The organism is Citrobacter sp. XT1-2-2 (assembly GCF_023516235.1).
Taxonomy (GTDB): domain Bacteria; phylum Pseudomonadota; class Gammaproteobacteria; order Enterobacterales; family Enterobacteriaceae; genus Citrobacter; species Citrobacter werkmanii.
On sequence record NZ_CP097324.1, the window covers coordinates 2,891,786 to 2,911,569 of the forward strand.

At 48.9% G+C, this 19,784-nt stretch carries 20 protein-coding genes and 3 pseudogenes; 11 read left to right on the forward strand and 12 right to left on the reverse strand.

What is annotated here, in order from left to right; translation table 11 throughout:
- Nucleotides 1-85 precede the first annotated feature (85 nt).
- From M4I31_RS13815 to M4I31_RS13825, 3 genes and pseudogenes are all read left to right on the forward strand, one after another.
- Nucleotides 86-753 (forward strand): annotated as a pseudogene (locus M4I31_RS13815) (SOS response-associated peptidase); the annotation flags it as partial.
- 456 nt (nt 754-1,209) lie between these two features.
- A complete protein-coding gene (locus M4I31_RS13820; protein WP_233638883.1) occupies nt 1,210-2,268 on the forward strand; it encodes an acyltransferase family protein in 1,059 nt (352 codons plus the stop codon).
- Nucleotides 2,269-2,797: 529 nt separating this feature from the next.
- Nucleotides 2,798-3,013, forward strand: coding sequence for a DinI-like family protein (locus tag M4I31_RS13825; RefSeq protein WP_201746148.1), 216 nt, complete (start codon nt 2,798-2,800; stop codon nt 3,011-3,013).
- Between the two features lie 220 nt (nt 3,014-3,233).
- On the opposite strand, the gene M4I31_RS13830 is transcribed toward M4I31_RS13825, so the two are convergent.
- The 12 genes and pseudogenes from M4I31_RS13830 to M4I31_RS13885 all read right to left on the reverse strand — a co-directional run bounded on the left by M4I31_RS13830 (nt 3,234) and on the right by M4I31_RS13885 (nt 12,048).
- A complete protein-coding gene (locus M4I31_RS13830; protein WP_227409299.1) occupies nt 3,234-4,415 on the reverse strand; it encodes a tail fiber domain-containing protein in 1,182 nt (393 codons plus the stop codon).
- Nucleotides 4,416-4,424: 9 nt separating this feature from the next.
- A complete protein-coding gene (locus M4I31_RS13835) occupies nt 4,425-5,369 on the reverse strand; it encodes a DUF6453 family protein (RefSeq protein WP_161668461.1) in 945 nt (314 codons plus the stop codon).
- A pseudogene (locus tag M4I31_RS13840) lies at nt 5,369-7,282 on the reverse strand (host specificity protein J); the annotation flags it as partial. The gene M4I31_RS13835 and the pseudogene M4I31_RS13840, both read right to left, overlap by 1 nt.
- Nucleotides 7,200-8,213 (reverse strand): annotated as a pseudogene (locus M4I31_RS13845) (S49 family peptidase); the annotation flags it as partial. The pseudogenes M4I31_RS13840 and M4I31_RS13845, both read right to left, overlap by 83 nt.
- A 164-nt stretch (nt 8,214-8,377) precedes the next feature.
- The gene (locus tag M4I31_RS13850) at nt 8,378-8,686 is read right to left on the reverse strand and encodes a hypothetical protein (protein WP_085048493.1); all 309 of its coding nucleotides are present in this window, start codon (nt 8,684-8,686) and stop codon (nt 8,378-8,380) included.
- A gap of 1 nt (nt 8,687) precedes the next feature.
- Nucleotides 8,688-8,882, reverse strand: coding sequence for a hypothetical protein (locus tag M4I31_RS13855; RefSeq protein WP_085048494.1), 195 nt, complete (start codon nt 8,880-8,882; stop codon nt 8,688-8,690).
- Complete coding sequence (locus tag M4I31_RS13860) at nt 8,879-9,217, reverse strand: DUF977 family protein (protein WP_085048608.1); 339 nt, start codon at nt 9,215-9,217, stop codon at nt 8,879-8,881. The genes M4I31_RS13855 and M4I31_RS13860 overlap by 4 nt, the downstream gene beginning before the upstream one ends.
- Nucleotides 9,218-9,222: 5 nt before the next feature.
- Nucleotides 9,223-9,639, reverse strand: coding sequence for a PerC family transcriptional regulator (locus M4I31_RS13865; RefSeq protein WP_085048495.1), 417 nt, complete (start codon nt 9,637-9,639; stop codon nt 9,223-9,225).
- Nucleotides 9,640-9,654: 15 nt separating this feature from the next.
- A complete protein-coding gene (locus M4I31_RS13870; protein ID WP_123260993.1) occupies nt 9,655-10,200 on the reverse strand; it encodes a replication protein P in 546 nt (181 codons plus the stop codon).
- Complete coding sequence (locus M4I31_RS13875) at nt 10,112-11,023, reverse strand: DnaT-like ssDNA-binding domain-containing protein (RefSeq protein ID WP_233638889.1); 912 nt, start codon at nt 11,021-11,023, stop codon at nt 10,112-10,114. Before M4I31_RS13875 ends, M4I31_RS13870 begins: the two co-directional genes overlap by 89 nt.
- 252 nt (nt 11,024-11,275) lie before the next feature.
- Complete coding sequence (locus M4I31_RS13880; protein ID WP_085048498.1) at nt 11,276-11,830, reverse strand: toxin YdaT family protein; 555 nt, start codon at nt 11,828-11,830, stop codon at nt 11,276-11,278.
- 2 nt (nt 11,831-11,832) lie between these two features.
- The gene (locus M4I31_RS13885) at nt 11,833-12,048 is read right to left on the reverse strand and encodes a YdaS family helix-turn-helix protein (RefSeq protein ID WP_032949519.1); all 216 of its coding nucleotides are present in this window, start codon (nt 12,046-12,048) and stop codon (nt 11,833-11,835) included.
- Nucleotides 12,049-12,149: 101 nt separating this feature from the next.
- On the opposite strand from M4I31_RS13885, the gene M4I31_RS13890 reads away from it, so the two are divergent.
- The 8 genes from M4I31_RS13890 (at nt 12,150) to phoQ (ending at nt 19,756) form a co-directional block, all read left to right on the forward strand.
- On the forward strand, nt 12,150-12,539 hold the full coding sequence (locus tag M4I31_RS13890; protein ID WP_032949520.1) for a helix-turn-helix domain-containing protein: 390 nt from the start codon (nt 12,150-12,152) through the stop codon (nt 12,537-12,539).
- Nucleotides 12,540-12,767: 228 nt separating this feature from the next.
- On the forward strand, nt 12,768-12,983 hold the full coding sequence (locus M4I31_RS13895) for a hypothetical protein (RefSeq protein ID WP_032943037.1): 216 nt from the start codon (nt 12,768-12,770) through the stop codon (nt 12,981-12,983).
- A 45-nt stretch (nt 12,984-13,028) separates the two neighbouring features.
- The gene (locus tag M4I31_RS13900; protein ID WP_225622103.1) at nt 13,029-13,367 is read left to right on the forward strand and encodes an Rrf2 family transcriptional regulator; all 339 of its coding nucleotides are present in this window, start codon (nt 13,029-13,031) and stop codon (nt 13,365-13,367) included.
- Between the two features lie 141 nt (nt 13,368-13,508).
- Entirely contained in the window at nt 13,509-15,980 is a 2,472-nt protein-coding gene (locus M4I31_RS13905) for an exonuclease (protein ID WP_085048499.1), read from the forward strand.
- Nucleotides 15,981-16,046: 66 nt separating this feature from the next.
- Nucleotides 16,047-16,262 (forward strand): excisionase family protein, encoded by a 216-nt coding sequence (gene xisR / locus M4I31_RS13910; protein WP_085048500.1) that lies wholly within the window; start codon nt 16,047-16,049, stop codon nt 16,260-16,262.
- Nucleotides 16,262-17,548, forward strand: a complete 1,287-nt coding sequence (locus M4I31_RS13915; protein ID WP_085048501.1) for a site-specific integrase — start codon at nt 16,262-16,264, stop codon at nt 17,546-17,548. The genes xisR and M4I31_RS13915 overlap by 1 nt, the downstream gene beginning before the upstream one ends.
- A 73-nt stretch (nt 17,549-17,621) precedes the next feature.
- Complete coding sequence (gene phoP / locus M4I31_RS13920) at nt 17,622-18,293, forward strand: two-component system response regulator PhoP (RefSeq protein WP_085048609.1); 672 nt, start codon at nt 17,622-17,624, stop codon at nt 18,291-18,293.
- Nucleotides 18,293-19,756 carry a two-component system sensor histidine kinase PhoQ gene (gene phoQ / locus M4I31_RS13925; protein WP_085048502.1) on the forward strand — a complete coding sequence of 488 codons (1,464 nt, stop codon included), beginning with the start codon at nt 18,293-18,295 and terminating at the stop codon, nt 19,754-19,756. The genes phoP and phoQ overlap by 1 nt, the downstream gene beginning before the upstream one ends.
- Nucleotides 19,757-19,784 lie beyond the last annotated feature (28 nt).

The following is a 19,784-nucleotide window of genomic DNA, read 5'->3' on the forward strand; positions in this document are numbered from 1 at the left end:
GGAATATTGGTGGTGTGGAGCTTCAAATCCTATCATTCTAGTCAATATCCTATACTTTCAGTCTGACATATGGCTGGAGGTTTCTATGTGTGGACGCTTTGCACAGTCAATGACGCGTGAAGATTATCTTGCCTTGCTCGCTGATAAATCAGAACGCGACATTCCATACGATCCAGAACCCATCGGAAGATTCAACGTAGCACCTGGAACAAAAGTTCTGCTTCTGAGCGAACGTGATGAGCAGTTGCATCTTGATCCAGTTATCTGGGGATACGCCCCCGGTTGGTGGGATAAACCGCCGCTCATTAACGCACGGTCTGAAACTGCGGCCACCAGCAGAATGTTTAAACCACTCTGGCAGCATGGCCGCGCAATTTGCTTTGCTGATGGATGGTTTGAGTGGAAAAAGGAAGGCGACAGGAAACAACCCTACTTTATTCACCGGGCAGACGGTCAGCCGATTTTTATGGCAGCGATCGGCAGCATACCATTCGAACGTGGAGATGAGGCAGAAGGTTTTCTGATAGTGACAGCTGCGGCCGACAAAGGGCTGTTAGATATTCACGACAGGCGGCCTCTGGTACTTTCACCAGAAGCCGCTCGCGAATGGATGAGACAGGGCACTGGAGGGAAAGAAGCGGCGGAAATTGCAGCCGACGGTTCCGTGCCGGCTGATAAATTTATATGGCATGTGGTATCGCGCGCCGTGGGAAATGTGAAAATCAGGGGGCAGAGTTAATAGAAGCTATCTCTTCAATTATAAGCGCCCCCATAACAACAGCGAACTGCAGACGCCTAAAGCGCATAACAAAAAGCGCCTGCCATCACCAAGAGCCCGGTCAGGCTGGAAAATCGCATAACCACCAGCAGCCTCTACCAGACACGAGCTGCTGTTGATGCCTAAAGGCCGTCATGTCTGACTCGCCGGGCTGCAACTTGCATCATACGCCCTATTGATAACTGTTTTTATATACAGTAAGTATGAATGAAGCACTAATCAAGATGGTTGACTTACATAAGCTGGCTTCTACTTAACCACCTCGCTTCTATGTTAGTAATGAAGATGTGTTCTTCATGTTTGTAAATTTTCTGCGAGGTTGATTCTGTTCACAAGCCGTAAGTTATTTTTTTTTCCATGCTAATATGTTAGATTTCACGCACTGATAAATCCACTTTTTATACAAAATGCATAATCTAACGCCAGAATTATTGCAAACTCCATCCGGCAGTACCAACAGAGACAGAAGCCTTGATATAGCCAAAGGCATTATGATGATGTCTGTTGTTGCTGGACACATTGCAAACTTCCCATTTGGAGAAGTATTCTATTACTATCATGTTGCTGGTTTTTTCCTGCTTTCAGGTTATTTTTTTAATTACGATAAGTACGCTGACAGCTTTAGTAAATTTTTAAAAAGCAGGTCAAAACTCATTTATCAATATCTTATTTACTCTGCAATAATAATAGCAGCGCATAATTTACTCATTGAGTATGGATTTCAACCTACAAATTACGTTGATTACTCACTTTATGATTATGTGACTGCATTTATACGGTCTATAACAATACCATCTGAAGCACTTGCGGGTGCGATGTGGTTCATACCAGTATTGATTTTAATGCAGTTTGTTTTCTATTGGCTTAATAGAGTAACTAAAGAGAATAAACTTCTAATTGAGTCTTCAGTTTTAATTTTATTCTTCATTGGTTGGTGGATTGTAAAAAGCAATGCAATCGCCGAGAATCCATATATAAATTCTCACATTCCAAACGCGCAATACTTTGTGTACTTGCCTTTTTTCTACATAGGTTATGCGTTTAAAAAATTTGGGTTCAAACTTTTGGGCAACATAAACACTATGCTGCCAGCGCTAATCGCAGTAGTATTTAGTTACATTATATTACGTCCAACAATGTATTTATATGGAAGCATTGATCCGTATTGCTTTATTTTTTTATCGCTTATTAGCATCTCCTTCGTGATTGGTATTTCTTACCACATAAAATCTAACATCCTTGTTAGGATTTTCACGACAATAGGTGAGAATACCGTGCACATCCTCGCTATGCACTTCTTTTTTTTCAAGATAGCCACTCTCATATTAACCATTGTAGGGCTCAAGCAAATTGATGATCTTCATCGCATTGAAGGCCCATCAAATGGATCAACCATTGAAACAATAACATATTTTACATTCGGCATTGCCTTTCCTTTAATTCTTATATCAATAGTAAGGAAGATAAGAAGTAAAATATATATCAAATGAAATAAAGGGGCTAAGCCCCTTTATACATAATTATCGTTTAACTTACCAATTCTTAGATGCTTATGATGTATGTAATTATCATAAATTTAGTTATTGGACGCTCGGTGATCTCTTATCGCGACGGTAGTCTGATGCGGTTGAGGATATTTCCTGTGATGCTTAACTTTTATACTCATCATTAACTTCGAAAACAATCTGCACCACATCGCAAGGTTAATTAGGCGAATCGACGAACAGCATTACCCCCTGAATGATTTCAGCTCACACATAATTGGTTTCCTCTATCATCATATAAGTAGCGAAAGGGTGCGCTATGAAGTGTTTGTTAAGTAAAATGTACTCTTCAAAGTAGTCTGCTGCTGGCGAGGGAAAGCCACAGGGGATGCGGTCACTGAATAAGGGCAGCGCTACTGCCTGGCGGACCTCAGTTGGTGAATAAAACATCATGATAAACTCACTTACATTAACACTATAAATATACACATTAAAAAGAAGTTAAAACATATTCGTGGAACTCATTTATGGCAAAATGAATTTTGATGGTCTGCCCAGTGCAAAAGATATCATTCTGGGCGAATTGACCAAGAGGGTTCACCGGATCTTCCCCGATGCTGATGTTCGGGTTATGCCGATGGTGACACTGCCGGCGATCAACACTGACGCCAGCAAGCATGAGAAAGAACAGATAAGCCGTACTGTTCAGGAAATGTTTGAAGAAGCTGATATGTGGCTGGTTTCAGATTAAACGCCTTGAACAGTCATATTGCTTAAGTACAATCCGCTGCGACTGGGAACCACCCAACTCGCTATATTGTAAGGTAACCAGTCGGCCGCAATCATGCTCTTGCATACGGTGTGGTTGCGGTAATTCATATCACAAGAAAGACATCACACTCTTCTGCCCTGAAGTTCAGTAATTTGTTTCTGCAATGTTTAATTGATAGCCCCAATGTGGCTGATAATTGCTATTTTGACTTTAAAGATAAAATTATTTTTTTAAGCTCATCCACGTCATCCATCAACTCAAGTATCGTTGCATGATGAACCGCAGCCAGTACCCCAGAATCACCAGCCTGCACAGAAAGAACATCACTTATAATCGTGCCGTCAGACAATTCTTTATCGCCTACATTTATTGATGCTTCCGGGTAATCATCATAAAGACCGTTGGCAAGAACACCAATGCCGAATCTGCCTTCCTGCCCCTTAATGTCAAGATTCCAGGTCGCCGCCGTTATCTTACGCATGGTCGATTTGGGGTTTTGAATGGGCTTCACATTAAGCTTAACGCGGACGTCTGATGCACCGTTGACCCAGGAGCCAGGGGCGGTCGCATCTCCACTGCCACTAAATCGATACGATGATCCTGAGATCCATCCTCCTTGCGCAGAGAGCAATCCGCAATTGATATATGCGTCGGAGACGGGTTGCCCCCACTGGTATCGCGCCTCAATGCTCGCTACAACCCGGTCCACCCCGGCAATATTATGCACGGAAAGAACCGATGCGCCGTTAATCGTCACACCATTAACGGGTTCAGAAGCTGTCTCTTTTACTGAATTACTTTCTCCGAGCACTGATATCGTTGATGTTATTTTTCCCCCGGACTTTCCATTAACAGAATTGAGCCGGGAGTCATTGCCCTGACAAAATTGTCCCGCTTTATCGCCAAATGGCTGAGTAAGTCCGGTACCTCCCTGCTCTTTCGGAACAACACCATTAACCTTATCTGCTTTATTGACCACACTATTGATCAACTTTTTCGCTGATGGACCTGTCGTCTGACTGGTGTCAGGCAGAGTGATCGTTACATCACTGTCAGCGGTGAAAAACTGCTGCCAGTTTTGCTTGTCGTAGTTCAGGCCTCGAAGCGCTTCTGCGCTCTGAGCCACCAGCGCGGCAGTAACCATGTTCAGCGCCACACGAGGAACGGCAGACCAGGCCGCACCAGATTGTGTTGGCCCGGTGAAATTACTGACCAGCGTCAACGCTGTACCGCTTTCCACTGATTTAATCGGGAGCGTATAGGGGACGCCGCCGACAGAGACAACAATAAAATCGCCAGCGGTCAGTTCGGTAGTGAATGAAGTCCCTGTCCCTGATACCTGGGCAGAGTTATTCGTCAGAGTTAAGGTTCCTGCTGACATAGTTTTTCCTCAGTACATGTTCGGAAGAATAAGAATGGGCATGGCGATATTCCTGTTTCGGGTCATATCCCATGAACCAGAGTGGCGGTCCGCAAATACTTTGTTGTAGGCTGACCTGACGCTACCGCCTGACATGACCACGCCTTTAGTTCTGATATTTCCCCATCCGCTGAGCATGCGTACCTGAACGCCGGTATAGACTATCTGGCAGAACCCGCCGCCAATATCCTGAAAGGCATCGGTGATCTGGATTTGTCGGTCATACACAAAAGGGCGTTTCAGCGTGGAGAACGTGACCTGGCCTGCGGCGTTGGTCATTGTGATACCGTCGCCGCCGACAGGTGCTGTCTGATTGAATATCACCAGGTCAATCGTCGCCGTTCCGGCCACGTCGTCCCGCCCGGAGTAGGAAATATCGCGAACGATGATGTTGCTGCCATCAAACCCTACAGACACATTCGGGTTATCCCATTTACCGAAAGGAATACCGCTGATCGGAAGCGGAGCACTGCCGTTAACCGTAATGCGCCCGGAATAAGCGCAGGTCATCAGCGCGGCCTGATTGGAGACGGCGGTAAAGTCTGTCGAGTTTGAAATAAACAGCCCTTCGTTATAAGTCGCCGCGGGCAGCAGCTCCATGACGTAGCCTGACCAATCCGGAGTAAGGGCTTTACCACCGATTGTCTCAGCACCAATGATGACCCCCGCGTCCCCGTTTCGTGTGACCCCTGTCATTATGGCCACGTCAAATTCAGCAAAGGAATAGATATAAATCGGATTGGTGGGCACCACGATAGCCAGTGAGCCGGGAACAAGCGGTGTATTGACCGGGTACTGCATTGACTGGGATGACCAGCCCGAGAAGGTTGTGCAAAAACTTGGGGCACGCAGCCCCGCAGTAATTGCCATTACCGGACGTCCATCGTTATAGTCGATTAATATCCCTTCCGGCATTATGACCACCTCCCTACGACAACTCTGCCACCGCCAGATAAATTGACAGTTAGTCCATTACCGTTGATGACGACGGTGTTATTGGTGCCGTTAAATGCAAAATTACCGTTGTTGGCATAAATTGCACCGCGGACAGTGACATCATTGAATATCGCATAGCCTGATTTGTTAATATGCCAACCAACATTACCGGAACCATCCCAGGTGGTAGACTGAATGTAATTACCAATTTTTGTATTGGTAATGGTGCCATCCTGGATGAAGCCAGAACTGATAAACACCTGACCATTAACAGCAGCAAACGGAGAGTATTGTGTATCACCGCTGCCACTCATCAGGACGAACTGATTGGCGTTAAATCCGACTCGGGTGACTACTGGCTTACCCGTTTCGGCCAGCACTGCAATCGACATCCCGGCGTTATACATCACGCCGTTAATCCGGACGCCGGTTTTAAGGGTGTAAATTGCAGATGCTCCTGTCGCATCAACCACGGCGGTGAGCTTATCCTCCAGCGCGGCAGTTACATTATTGAACTGCGCCTGCACCTGGGTGGACATTTCCGCCATCGCTTGATTCACATCGGCGATGGTCGTTTTGACCACCAGAATATCCGCGCGCACCTCGCCGTACTGCGCCCACTGATGTTCCACGGTTGCATGGTTGGCCAGCGCGTTCTGCAACGCAGCTTCCAGATTGGTATCAATGTCGCTTGTCAGGCGGTCACCATCAGCAGACGTCAGGAAGTCATCGGCAATATCGCCCAGGTAGTCGTCAGCATTCGCGTTGGATTCACCACGAACCCAGTCGGTCCAGCCGGATTCATTACCCGTTCTATCTACCAGTTGTGCGCGGTACCAGAATTCCTGCCCAGCCTTCAGCCCCAATTGAGTGTATTCGGCAGACGGATAAGGCACATCCGACAGCAAAAGAGGATTTGAGAAATCACTGTTCGCGGTGTACTGAATTTCCGTTTTCAGCGTGTCCCCGGTATTAGCCGGGAATCCCCAGTTCAGGCGAATCCCCCAGTTGATCGGCGTTGTCGCAAAGCCGACAGGTTTCGGTGGATTTCCCACCTTGCCCGTCAGCGCTTTCTCTTCGGAGTAGCCCCAGCCAGAGGATATTTCAGCGGCATTAATGGCGCGTACACGCACGAGGTAGCGCCCGGCATAAATACCCGGAACATCGAATGACGTGGTGGAGCTGCGCGGCACGTTTACCCAGTTACCATCATTGCGGCGCCACTGTGCCTCGTAGGCGATAGCATTCTGCGCCTGGTCCCAGCTCACACGCATGGTTTCGACGCTGATATTCTGCTGCACCACTGAAAACGAGCTGATCACAATGTTAGCCGGCGGCGACTGGTTACCAGGCGGGATTACACTCACGGGCCGCTGGTCAATGATGGCTCCGGTATCGATACGGGCATATTTATCCGGGTCATGCCATGCGCCGGTAATAGAGAAGGTACCATCATTGTTATCGGAGACACTGACAACACGATACTGCTGGGCGTAGAGCTCGTCTGACTCAACCACCCATACAGCTTCGGCCTGTGGTGTCTCACTGTATGCCGTGGTAACTGTGACTGATTCGCCGTTAACCGCCTGAATAGTCCTGCTCTGTGACGCACCGGAGGGAAGATTGAGAATAAGGCGATCGCCTGCTGCTGCATCAGCTACGCGGTCAAGTTTTATCACGCGACCGTTAACAGCACTGATGCGGCCGCCCATAACTTTGCCGGACAGAAGCTCATCTGACACGGCGATGATGTATCCCGGCTGCGGAATGTTTCCGTCGAGGCCAACATCAAACGAAACAACGCGATCCTTATTGTTGGTGAGAATACCCCAGCGCCCCTTTCGGTTCGCTTCTGATTGCCGGGTGCAGCCGATGGCTGTCATTTCTACCCGCTTCGGCAGAAGCGCTACCTGCCGTTACGGTGCCGGGTGCGGTTTCCATCAGACGATCCAGCGCGGTATCCGTACGCGCCTGGGCACTCTGAGGAGCCGCGGCAAGGATGCGCTGGGCACTTTCGACCGTCATCCCTGGCGTTTCCGCCAGCGCGCGCGCCTGTGATTCACGCCCTTTCGCCTCTTCACAGTTCAGGATCCCCATAATGCGACCGTTTTCGGCTGCGACCGCCGCTGCCAGCTGGCTGCTGATATCAACAGTTGCACCCGCTGCAGGGTCAGTAACGACCGCAGCAGGCACGTCAACGGTGGTCACGGTCTGGTCAGCAGATGCTGCTGGTTGAGTGGTATCTGCGGATGCAGTAGTACCTTTCATGCTTCCTCCTCGGGAAATGATCGTTCGTTTGTTAATTGCATCGCGCATAACGTTCAGCGCATCCATGTTGTTGACCAGCTGTTCCGCCAGGCCGTTATCTACTGATTCCTGGCCTGAAAACACAGCTGCTTCAGTATCAAGAACGGCCTGAACCGACATGCCGGTATAACCCGCCACCTTTTCAGCGAACATCTGCCGGGTAGCGTCTATATGCGCCTGAAAATCTGCACGCACCTCTTTGGGTAATTTCTCGTAGGGGTTCCCGTCCACCTTGTGATCGCCGCTGTAAATCAACGTGACCTCAACGCCGCTGGTCTTAAGGGCGGCGCCGTAATTGCTGTGGGCCATCATGACCCCGATGGATCCCGTTCTGGCCGTCTGCGTCACAAGCCGACGCGATGCCGCACTGGCAATCAGCTGGCCAGCGCTGCAGTTCATATCGTTGGCTAACGCCCATATGGGTTTGATATCCCGCATGCGGGCGATGATGTCCGCACAGTCAAAAGCACCCGCCACCATTCCACCTGGCGTATCCATATCCAGAAGAATGCCGTCTGACCTCATCAATAACCTTCACTGCATCAGCCATTGCGTAGCCGAGATTGCCGCCATCGCTTTGTGCTGCTGCTTTACTGAGTATTTCGCGTATCTGGTGCAGGCGCTCGAGTGATACAGGACCGTGCGCCGGGTGGTTGTTAGTTGTCATGGGTTGGTCCTCCTTAATCCCATTGCAAAACTGATGCGAAATATGCGCGGCGACACGGCGTGTCACTAGGATGATGCCAGCCTGAATAGCCATCCTGACCACCTATTGGGCTAACTTTGTACCAGCACTGGTAATATCGGGCGCTACTTGCAAAATCCTCCGCGCCATCCGAGTCGATTACATCTTGTGACACCGAAGCCTGAATTATTTCCGCTTCTGTATAATCGCCGCGCATTACAATAAATCGCGCATCGTCCGAGCAAAGATAATCACATGAACCGTCATATTTTCCTTTGGTGGTAGGTTTGATTAATTTATCCATCTCACTCCCCCTTCACGCCGATGCCAGCGATAAATCGCGATGGTGACCAATCGCAATACGTGTCCGACTTCGTGTGTCCATAAATTGCTTTACAACGATGGATATGGTGGCAATTACCACATGTTAAGCCCATTGGTAATCGCATCTTGTCGGGATCGGCTGGGTCATAATTCAAGGCCCGTTTTTCGTTTGTCATTCTGGCATTCTCCCTACGATATCTATAACCCGGCGCATAACCGCACTTCCCCGAAAATCGGCTGGTAATTCAATCGCAGACTTACTTGAGCCGCATGAAAAACGCTGGAGATCGAAATCAATCACAGCCTTCTGGTCCCTGAACAAACCAAGACGACCATAACGAATGAGTTCGCCGCGTTCGGCTGCTACGCGGAAATACTTCTCAGCAGTCTGACGGTGCAGCGATAACATCTGTGATGCCTCGCTAACGGTTAAGCGCCCACGAATTTTCACCTCTTCGATGATCACCCGAACAAGTGCCGCCTGCTCTTCTGGTGTATTTGGTCTTGGCATGCTAATCATCTCCGGGCCATACGCAGACATTCATTACGTTGCTGCGCTATACGTGACACTTCAGATGAACTACGGGCAATGTCTAACATGTCGGTATATACCTGTGCCGCACGCCGCCAGAGTCCTCTGGACTTCAGGTCTTTCGCCATTTTCTCCGCTAATTGCGTTTCAACCGGATCGCTTTTCTCTTCCATGAAGGGCAGTTTTACGTCAGGTAATTCTGCATCCGGAGCGATGTTATAAACATACTGAGTTCCGTTGTGAGTGCGCAGGACTGTGCCACTGACAGTCAGCGCGCGCAGAAACTTACCAGCGGTACCGGATGGAATATCCAGTGCTTCACATACGTCACGTAATACGCAGTTCGGGGTTTGGCGCACCACTATCGCTACCCGGTCTTTCTGAGAGATTTCTATGGTCATTGGTCAATACTCGTTTTAGTTAATTAAACCTGCCGCTTTGCGGCGTTTGTATTCTTCCATCAGTATTTGCGCTGGCGTTGGTCCCGCCGGATGGTGCGGCGCCGCCAGTTGACGTCGAATTGGTGGCACACTTAGTCCGTTACCAACATGCTTCGACCACTTCGTAAGTAACTTTTCCGCCAGTCGTTTCAGTTCCCCCTCTGTCATTTGTCGTTCAACGCCCGTTCTGCGCATTTCGATGCAGATGTGATACAGCACGGGCTGAGGCCATGGATATTTATCGCTTCCTGAATACCGATATGACTCATTGCGCCAGCGCCGGTATTCCGTCATAACCTGCTCCGATGTCAGTCCGAATGGATTCGCTCCACTCACTGAAACCAGAGAAACAAACTCTGCCAGGTCAGGCGGCCATGTATTTCCCATCGCACAGCGCTCCATGCACTGCTGACAGACCAGCCGAATTTGAGGTTCAGTCATCGAACCTATCTGGGCTATCCAGATAGGCGAAGGCTCCGCCCCGTTCTTCTGGGTCCATCGGTTCGAATACACCTCCCCCATGACCTGCCACAGTCGCCAGGCTGTTTCCGTCGCCATCAAGTCCATTCCTGCGGCGCCACTCTGCGTGTGCTGACTGAATTTGCTGAACTGCCCGGGATGCTGTTGGTTCTGATCCTGCTCCCACATGACTGTTACCTCCGGTTTCTGGTTTTACCTGCGTTCTCACCCGGGCTACATGTCGGGCAAATTTTTGTTCCCACTGGATTTGTGTAAAAACTTTCCCTTCCGACTCCCAATACGCGGTGAATTCTGCGAGTTCAGTCAGAAGGTAATCTGGTTCAGGCAGGGAGATACCCCACGATGCAGCGCGCTGTCGGAAGTCTCTGGAGGGAAGCCAGCTATCTGTCATGCTGAATTTCCCGATCGGTTCATCAACACCGTCCAGGTATCGGGGCATGACCGGGGATGGCAGTTCATCCCCATTCGGATTTTTCATCGCGCCCGCGTTAAGAGAGGGGTTTAAGATCTGTTTACTGCTAACTGCTTTCTGGATACCTGATGGCAAAGGTTTAGCCAAAGACTTAGCCTTATCCTTAGGCAAAGCGAAAACCTTATCAAAAGCCGTCCCCATAGCGTCAGAAACCCCGTAGCAGGCGACTTTGAGAGCTTCATATGCTTTATCTTTCAGTGAACATTCAGGCAGTAATTCAAACGATCTTGCCCATGATTTGATCACGTTCACTGATGCTGGAGGGTTATGTTTCACCGCGTTAGGCAACCAAAAAACTCTGGCTTTAAGATCTGCTTCCACCATGCCTAACGCTATGGCTTCGCCTAAGGCTAAGTCGAAGGCTTCGACATCCCAGTTTAATTCTTCAGCCATAGCCGCCCTTCCCGCCTTATACAGCCCGGGAATAATCCCTGTGAATGGACCCGTAAGCAGGTAAATAAACAGACTCTGCCCACTTGGCGGGAGTGGTGATAAGGCTCGAAACTTAGGATCATCCCACATGGTGATCTTCACCTTACGGTAAGGCTCGTTACTAGCCTTACTCTTAGGCATGGCCTTAGCCAAAGGATTAGGCATACTTCACCCCGCGAGTTGCAGTAATAATGGTCATTGGTCAAAACTCGATTAAAACAATTGCGGCGCTACGGCGCTTATACTCGCCAGTAGTGGTCCCGCCGCGTCAGCAGGTAACATGTTGAACAATGCGATTGCCGCCTCACGAATCTCCTTCTCGAGCTTTTGTAATGGCGCGCCAATTAATTTCGCATGGTGTGCCTCACTGCACTCTTTGATAGCGTTCGCCACCAGCTCTGCTTCTGTGCTCGCATTACTTAACCCGTGCTTTCTGGCGATCTGAACTGGCATAGCAGCAATAATTGAACCTGACAGCTGCATAACGTAAGCCGTATACTTTTCTGACCCCCCTTCGTTTTTCAGATACCGGAATAAATTCTGCTTATTAACAGCAATTCCCCGTCCATCTGCTTTGGCCCACTCTTCAGCCACCAGCTGAGTGATCCGTTCCTGTGCCTGTCCTGGTAATGTCGATTCCCATTCACGAACGGCAACCCAGATTTTTTTGCACTTCATCCAATCCCGGCGACAAACAGAAAACTGATTTTTTGTTTTCTGAGTTCGCACCATCGTCGGGGTATGGTTTTTAAAAGAGATGGTTTGCATGGTCACTCCTTAGGTAATCCATCCGTTGGATTTGGGTATAAGTCGGGTCTAAGTTCGTGGGGGGTAACCCCTGTAGCGCTAAAGACTTGAAGTACCCGTGACGAAGGAACAGTACCTTTTGCTTTCCACTGACTTACTGCCATTCCGCTTACACCAATCGTGCAAGCTAATTTATTGGCCGAGCCAGCTAGTCGAATTGCGTTATCAATGGCTGTCATAACTATCTCCTTTTTAAATTGGGAGTAATAAACCATAGGTTTACATCAATTGCAAACTTTAAATTTATTGTGACTATAAACCAAACATTTACAATGGGTGTATGAAAAACACTGACGATCTCAATAACCAACTGGTAGCCCGCTTAGAAGAAATTACTCAAAGAGGGATCAGCAAAGCTGATATGGCTCGCATTGCAGGAGTTACGCCTCAAGCTGTGAATGGGTGGTTTAAGAAGGGAGTTATCAGTAAGAAGTCCGCCATAGCAATTGCGGAAGCCGCCAACGTGTCCGTTACTTGGTTGTTAGGTGAGAAAGTATCAGAAGATTCAGGTCTCAAGCCTAACGAGAGCAAAATGCTTAACTTGTTTAGGCAGCTACCAGAGGCAGAGCAAGAGCGAATGATCGATACCTTTGCACTGCGGTTAAAGGAAATTGATGATTACGTTGAGAAATATCTTCGTGGTCGTTTTAAGGCTAACGATGTGAACTAAGAGTTTATTCCCATCCATTGAAACCGGCGTTTGCCGGTTTTTTTTCGCCCTTTTGTCAGAATCTCCCTCCCCTTAGTTTTTCACGACTGATAAAGCAAATGTTTGCCTCTATATCAATTGATGATTGACACAAACATTAAACCAATGATTTAATCATTCTATCGAAAACGTCATCGAGGCAGGACGCCCACGAAGTAGTTGCCGGCGGCATACGAATCACCGGATGAGATGACAAGTATTAACACGCAGCAGGTTCAACGTTCCGCCAGCCTGGCGACAAGGGCAACGCAAGAGGATAAATCCATGATCGATTTCGCACGTAAACCAGTGCGGTGTCAGGCCGTACATCTAAATCGCATTGAAGTAATCATTCGACTGATTTGCTACACGCTTGCCCAGAAGGGCGACCCGTCTGCCGACCAACAGACTGCAGTTCGTTCATAACGAGTTTGACCAATGGCTGTTGCCAGCATCAGTAAGGAAGTGACTATGGAGTTTGGAATGAAACGTGTGGTGGCATCTGTTCAGGTCGTTGCCATCCTCAACAGAATTTACAACGGCAGCCCTGTTTCCATCGCATCTATCAGTAAAGAATCAAAGCTGTCTGTGTCTTACCTCGAGCAGATTTTCTCGAAGCTGCGCAGCAGTGAAATCGTCACCAGCCAGCGTGGCGCTGGTGGCGGGTACCACCTTAGCAAAGCAAACCCCAGTGTGGCTGACGTCGTTCGCGCCGTTACTCACACGCCTGATTCATTTGAGCCCGTGCTGAATGCTCTGGAGTGGGTCCCCGTCGCACAACTGGCGCAGGGAAAATCCCCTACCCCATAAAGCACAAAACCCGCGCAAGGCGGGTTAAGTACCCGGTCAGCCGACCAAAGCTTTCCGGAACGAGTTTTGACCAATAACCACTACCTTAGGCGGCGATCATCAGCTGCCGGGTATCTTACAATCCTATGGAGCCCGAACGCAATGTTAACGTATGCGTATCTTATTAAAGCCAAAGCGAAAGCAACTGAGGCAAAAAACCTATTTTGCTGGTTCTCTGCGAAATCAGATTCCCGTGCAGAACGCGAAATCCTCAATATTCTCGAAGACAACGATATTGCCGTCGGTCGTGGCGCCGACTATCAATTACCTGTCCGCACCAACTGGTTTGTTGTTGACGATCTTCCTGAGGAAAGCACACTTGATGCCACATGGTGCGATCGTTACGAACTGGCAGAAGACCAGCAAACGTGGCAACTGAAACAGAAGCCTGATAATGAGAATCAGGAGACTTCCTGCCAGCAAAAACCTGAAACTACCAGTGCCAATGAACCCACCAGCGATGCACCAACGTTGCTCCGCCCCATATCTCGCCTGCGCCTGTCTCAGCGACTGATTGCGCACCTGGTCAATGACACTGAAGAGAAGGAAATCAGTGAAGCGCAGCACATCCAGATCGGACAAATGGTACTGGACGAAAATGATCTCTATGTACAAAACCTGTTACTGGCCGTTGCGAATGTGCCGGCGGTGAAAGAGCTTTCTGCTCATGTTGAGTGGAAGCTGGCAAATGCAATAAAAGAAGTTTTTGACCGTGAGCAGGTCTATACCGTTGCTTCATTTGAGCAATTTATTACCGAATGGATTGAAGAACCAGAAAAGCGGGATCTTATCGTTCAGGAGTGGGTTAATAATAAGAAAGCACGAGTTGCGGGTGATGAACATGACACTCCACCTGTAACGCCAGAGCTTATTACAGTTGCGACTCTCCCGCTACGCCAGCGCCTTTTGGCTCAGTTTATTTCTGATGAATATGCTTACCATATTGATACTGAGCAGAAGAAAACCATTCAGGAACTCGAGCTGGATGTGGATAACAGCTATGTGCAGAACCTGCTGCTTGCCGCCGAGAATGTAGAACCATTCAGGAAGGCGCCAGAGATCGATATCTGGAAGATTGTCAGCGCGCTGAAAACCGTTTTTCCGGTTGATGGAAAACGAGTTGATCTAGTCACCATTATTCAGTTCTTTAAGGCCTGGTTCAACACTGAACACATTGACCGTGGACTGCTGGTTAAAGAGTGGTGTAAGGGCAATCGTGTGTCGCAGATTCAGCGCACTGACTCCGGAACCAACGCTGGTGGAGGCAATAAGACCGATCGCAACCCGGAACTTGTCCACACGCTGGATACTCTGGACATTGATATTGCGCTGGCCACACTTCCAATGGATTTCAACATCTACGATATTCCTGGTGGCGTTTTCCGTCGTGCAAAAGAGATCATTTCTAAAAACGAAAGCCCGTTCAAAGAGTGGTCCGCCGCCCTGCGCAAACGCGCTGGCATCCTGGATTATTCCCGCGCCGCTATTTTCGCGCTTATTCGTAGTGCAGAAGAAAACACTCACCATTTCCCGGAACTGCTGAGCCGTTACATCAACAAAAACCTGACTGAAACCGACCACCAGCACCCAACTGAAGAAATCCTGGCGACAGCCGGTCACGTACCAGAAAAAAGCTGGGAAAACGAGATTAAAGAGAAGTCCACAGCTGAACAGAAGGCAACAGCCGAACAACCAGAAATCGCCAACATGGGCAACGGTGTTTTCTCCATTGATGGCCTGATGGGTAACCAGCCGGCGCCAGCGCTTTCTGTCGTAGACCAGGTACGCCAGCGCGCCGTCGAAGAAAAATTACATCAAGCCAATACCGAGGAAACCACCAGCGATGTGCAGATGGAAAAAACTGACAACAGCGAAATCAAAGCCAATCCTGATGTGCCTCAGGGCGAAGCAGCAGCTTTGCCAGTGGAAAGCACTGATGCAACTGGTGAGCCTCCAGCTTCCCTGAATAATGAACCCGTTCACCATATAGATACGGATCACCTGAACGCTTTTTATACTCACCTGATGGTTGATTTGGAAACTATGGGCAGCGGTCCTGATGCACCAATAGTCTCTATCGGCACCGTATATTTTGATCCTTCAACTGGTAACACTGGTGCCGAATTTTACCAGGTTGTCAGTCTTGAATCATCGATGTCGTTTGGCATGAAACCGGATGCGTCAACAATTCAGTGGTGGTTGAAACAATCATCTGAAGCCCGTTCTGCAATTCTGGTTGATGAGGCCATGGGGCTGCGTGAAACCCTTGAACTACTGACTGACTTTATTGCTGAAAATGCTGCTAACGGTAGTCACACTGTTCAGCTGTGGGGTAATGGATGCTCGTTTGATAACGTCATTCTCCGCCGCGCATATGCATTAACAGAAACTCCCTTCGCTGTTCCGTTCTGGAATGACAGGGACGTAAGGACGATGGTTGAACTGGGTAAAACTGTCGGTATCAACCCGCGCTTCGACATCCCGCTTGAAGGCGACATGCACAATGCGCTTTCTGACGCCCGGCATCAGGTCAAATACGTATCTGCAATCTTGCAGCGCCTGACAAAAAACTGATTTTAGGTTTTCACTTACAGCCAGCTGCAGCATGTACTGTTGTGGCTGGCGGCATCGGAGTTATGTATGTCGCAACTCATTTTCAGCGAAGAGTGGATGGTTGAAGCGCGACTAACAGAAAAGACCGGCTTGTCGGAAAGACAAATTAAAAGTTATCGGTTGAATTTGTGGATCGAAGGCGTGCATTTCAAACATCTGACATCTCTCGGGGAAACTGACAATTCTAAAGGTCTGCTTTGGTACAACTATCCAAAGATTAACCAATTAGTACAGGATGCATGATGGACTTTCCAACCGGCGTTGAGCTGCATAATGGAAAAATACGGATCACATTTACCTATCGCGGCAAACGTTGCCGCGAAGTCCTTCGCGGCTGGACGGTGAACAGCAGCAACATCAAAAAAGCTGGAAATCTTCGTGCGCTCATAACAAGTGAAATACAGCTCGGTAAGTTCGACTATGCGGAACGTTTCCCGGAATCCAAAGCGCTTAAGAAGTTCATCACAACAAAAAAAATTACCACGTTTAAAGAACTAAGTGATTTTTTTACAGACACCAAAGCCTTAGAGGTATCTGGTGCAACACTGCTATCGCTTACTTCGGTCGTAAATACGTTACTGCGTGTAGTCGGAGAAAATACCCGTCTGGTAGATATTGAGCATGCCGATATTTTGCATTACCGAAAGGAGTTATTGACCGGGACAATTATTAACCCGGCAATGCCGAATCTGACCAGGCAGGGCCGCGCGCCCTCAACAGTCAATAAACAGATGGCAGTTTTATCAGAAATGCTTAAGCTCGCAAACCGAAGCCAGTTTATATTGCATGCTCCTTATGAAGGAGTGTCGCGACTCAAGTTATCTAAAAATGATCCCGACCCACTTTTACTTCATGAGTACCAGGCTCTGATAGCCGCCCTTCCCCGTAGCCAGGCATTAATCATTATTGTTGCCGTACATACGGGGATGAGGCCGGGCGAGATATGCGCCCTGGCATGGGAAGACATTGATTTGGTAAAAGGTGAAATCCACGTATCCAGAAGTTTGACGAATAAGCGAGTATTTGTACCCCCTAAGACAGATGCCGGAATAAGGACGATAACGTTGCTTAAACCTGCTCTGGATGCACTGAAGGAACAATACGAAGTCACCGGCACTAATCCGAAGCAAGAAATTCGATTTCACCATCGGGAGATCGGAAAAACTGAGCAGCAATCTCTTCGCTTCGTTTTTTCACCGACAGCATATTCGTCAAAAAAAGGCAGTTACTTCTCCAAGAACTCGATTGCCTATGGCTGGAAGCGAGGCACTAAACTTGCCAATATCCGCGAAAGGAATCCTTATCAGTCACGGCATACCTACGCATGCTGGACGTTGATGGCCGGAGCGAACCCGTCATTCATAGCGAGTCAGATGGGACATGAAGATGCGCGAATGGTGTACGAGGTTTACTCCAAGTGGATTGGCGACATGAACCAGGATCAGGTCAACATGCTGAACAATCAGATGCCAACGGCATTGCCCCCAGGACGCCCCCACGGGCAGGGGAGCATGAGAAAAGTTATTTAATTTCATAGCGCTGCTTTCAATCCACATAATCAGCGTTAAACTATTCATACCGTTCATATAGGGAGTAACGATGATGCGCGTACTGGTTGTCGAGGATAATGCTTTATTACGCCACCACCTCAAGGTTCAGTTACAGGATTTAGGGCATCAGGTGGATGATGCAGAGGACGCTAAGGAAGCAGACTATTACCTTAATGAACATCTGCCGGATATCGCGATCGTTGATTTAGGGCTCCCGGATGAAGATGGCTTGTCGTTGATCCGCCGCTGGCGCAGCAATGATGTTTCACTCCCGATTCTGGTATTAACCGCCCGTGAAGGCTGGCAGGACAAGGTGGAAGTGCTCAGCGCCGGCGCCGACGATTACGTCACCAAACCGTTTCACATTGAAGAAGTGGTTGCGCGTATGCAGGCGTTGATGCGTCGCAACAGCGGTCTGGCATCGCAGATTATCTCCCTTCCACCTTTTCAGGTGGACCTCTCTCGCCGCGAGTTATCCGTCAATGATGAGGTTATCAAGCTCACGGCGTTCGAATACACCATAATGGAAACACTCATCCGCAATAACGGCAAAGTGGTCAGTAAAGATTCGCTCATGCTGCAGCTTTATCCGGATGCCGAGCTGCGTGAAAGTCATACTATTGATGTTCTGATGGGACGTCTGCGCAAAAAAATACAGGCGCAATATCCTGACGACGTCATCACCACCGTGCGTGGCCAGGGATATCTTTTTGAATTGCGCTAATGAATAAACTATTGCGTCATTTTTTCCCGTTATCGCTACGGCTACGTTTTTTACTGGCAACCGCTGGCGTGGTATTGGTGCTCTCACTGGCCTACGGCATCGTTGCCCTGGTGGGTTATAGCGTCAGCTTTGATAAAACCACGTTTCGCCTGTTGCGCGGCGAGAGCAATCTGTTCTATACCCTGGCGAAATGGGATAACGGTAAAATTAATGTCGAGTTGCCCGAAAATCTCGACATGCAAAGCCCCACAATGTCGCTGATTTATGATGAAAACGGCAAGTTGCTGTGGGCGCAGCGCAACGTCCCGTGGCTGACCCAGAGTATTCAACCTGACTGGCTGAAGACGAATGGTTTTCATGAAATTGAGGCCAATGTCGACGCCACCAGCACATTGCTGGGTGCAGATCACTCCGCCCAGCAGCAGTTAAAAGAAGTCAGAGAAGACGACGACGACGCTGAAATGACCCACTCGGTAGCGGTAAATGTCTACCCAGCCACCGCCAGAATGCCCCAACTGACCATTGTGGTTGTCGATACCATTCCTATTGAGTTAAAGCGCTCGTATATGGTCTGGAGCTGGTTTATTTATGTGCTGGTCGCTAATCTGTTGTTAGTCATCCCACTGTTATGGGTGGCCGCCTGGTGGAGCCTGCGGCCTATTGAATCGCTGGCGCGTGAAGTTCGTGAGCTTGAAGAACATCATCGTGAGATGCTGAATCCCGCCACCACGCGTGAACTGACCAGTCTGGTCCGCAACCTCAACCGGCTGTTGAAAAGCGAACGTGAGCGCTACGACAAATACCGCACCACGTTAACCGATCTCACGCATAGCCTGAAGACACCGCTGGCCGTATTGCAAAGTACGATGCGCTCGATGCGTAACGAAAAAATGAACGTAAGCGACGCGGAGCCCATCATGCTCGAGCAAATCAGCCGTATTTCCCAGCAGATTGGCTATTACCTGCATCGCGCCAGCATGCGTGGCAGTAGCGCCCTTCTCAGCCGGGAACTGCATCCTGTCGCGCCGTTGCTGGATAAACTTACTTCGGCGCTGAATAAGGTGTATCAGCGTAAAGGCGTTAACATTAATCTCGACATCTCACCTGAAATCAGCTTTGTAGGCGAGCAGAACGATTTTGTCGAAGTGATGGGTAACGTGCTGGATAACGCCTGTAAATACTGTCTGGAGTTCGTCGAGATTTCAGCGCGACTATCAGAGGATCAACTGCATATTCTGGTTGAAGATGATGGCCCCGGCATTCCGCATAGCAAACGCAAAGTGGTGTTTGACCGCGGACAACGTGTCGATACGCTACGACCAGGACAAGGTGTCGGGTTGGCGGTAGCGCGTGAAATCACCGAACAGTATGACGGGCAGATTATTGCAGGTGACAGCCTGTTGGGCGGCGCGCGCATGGAAGTTATTTTTGGTCGCCAGCAGCCGGGGCAGAAAGACGAGTAATCGTCGCATGTAATAAATATGTACTGAC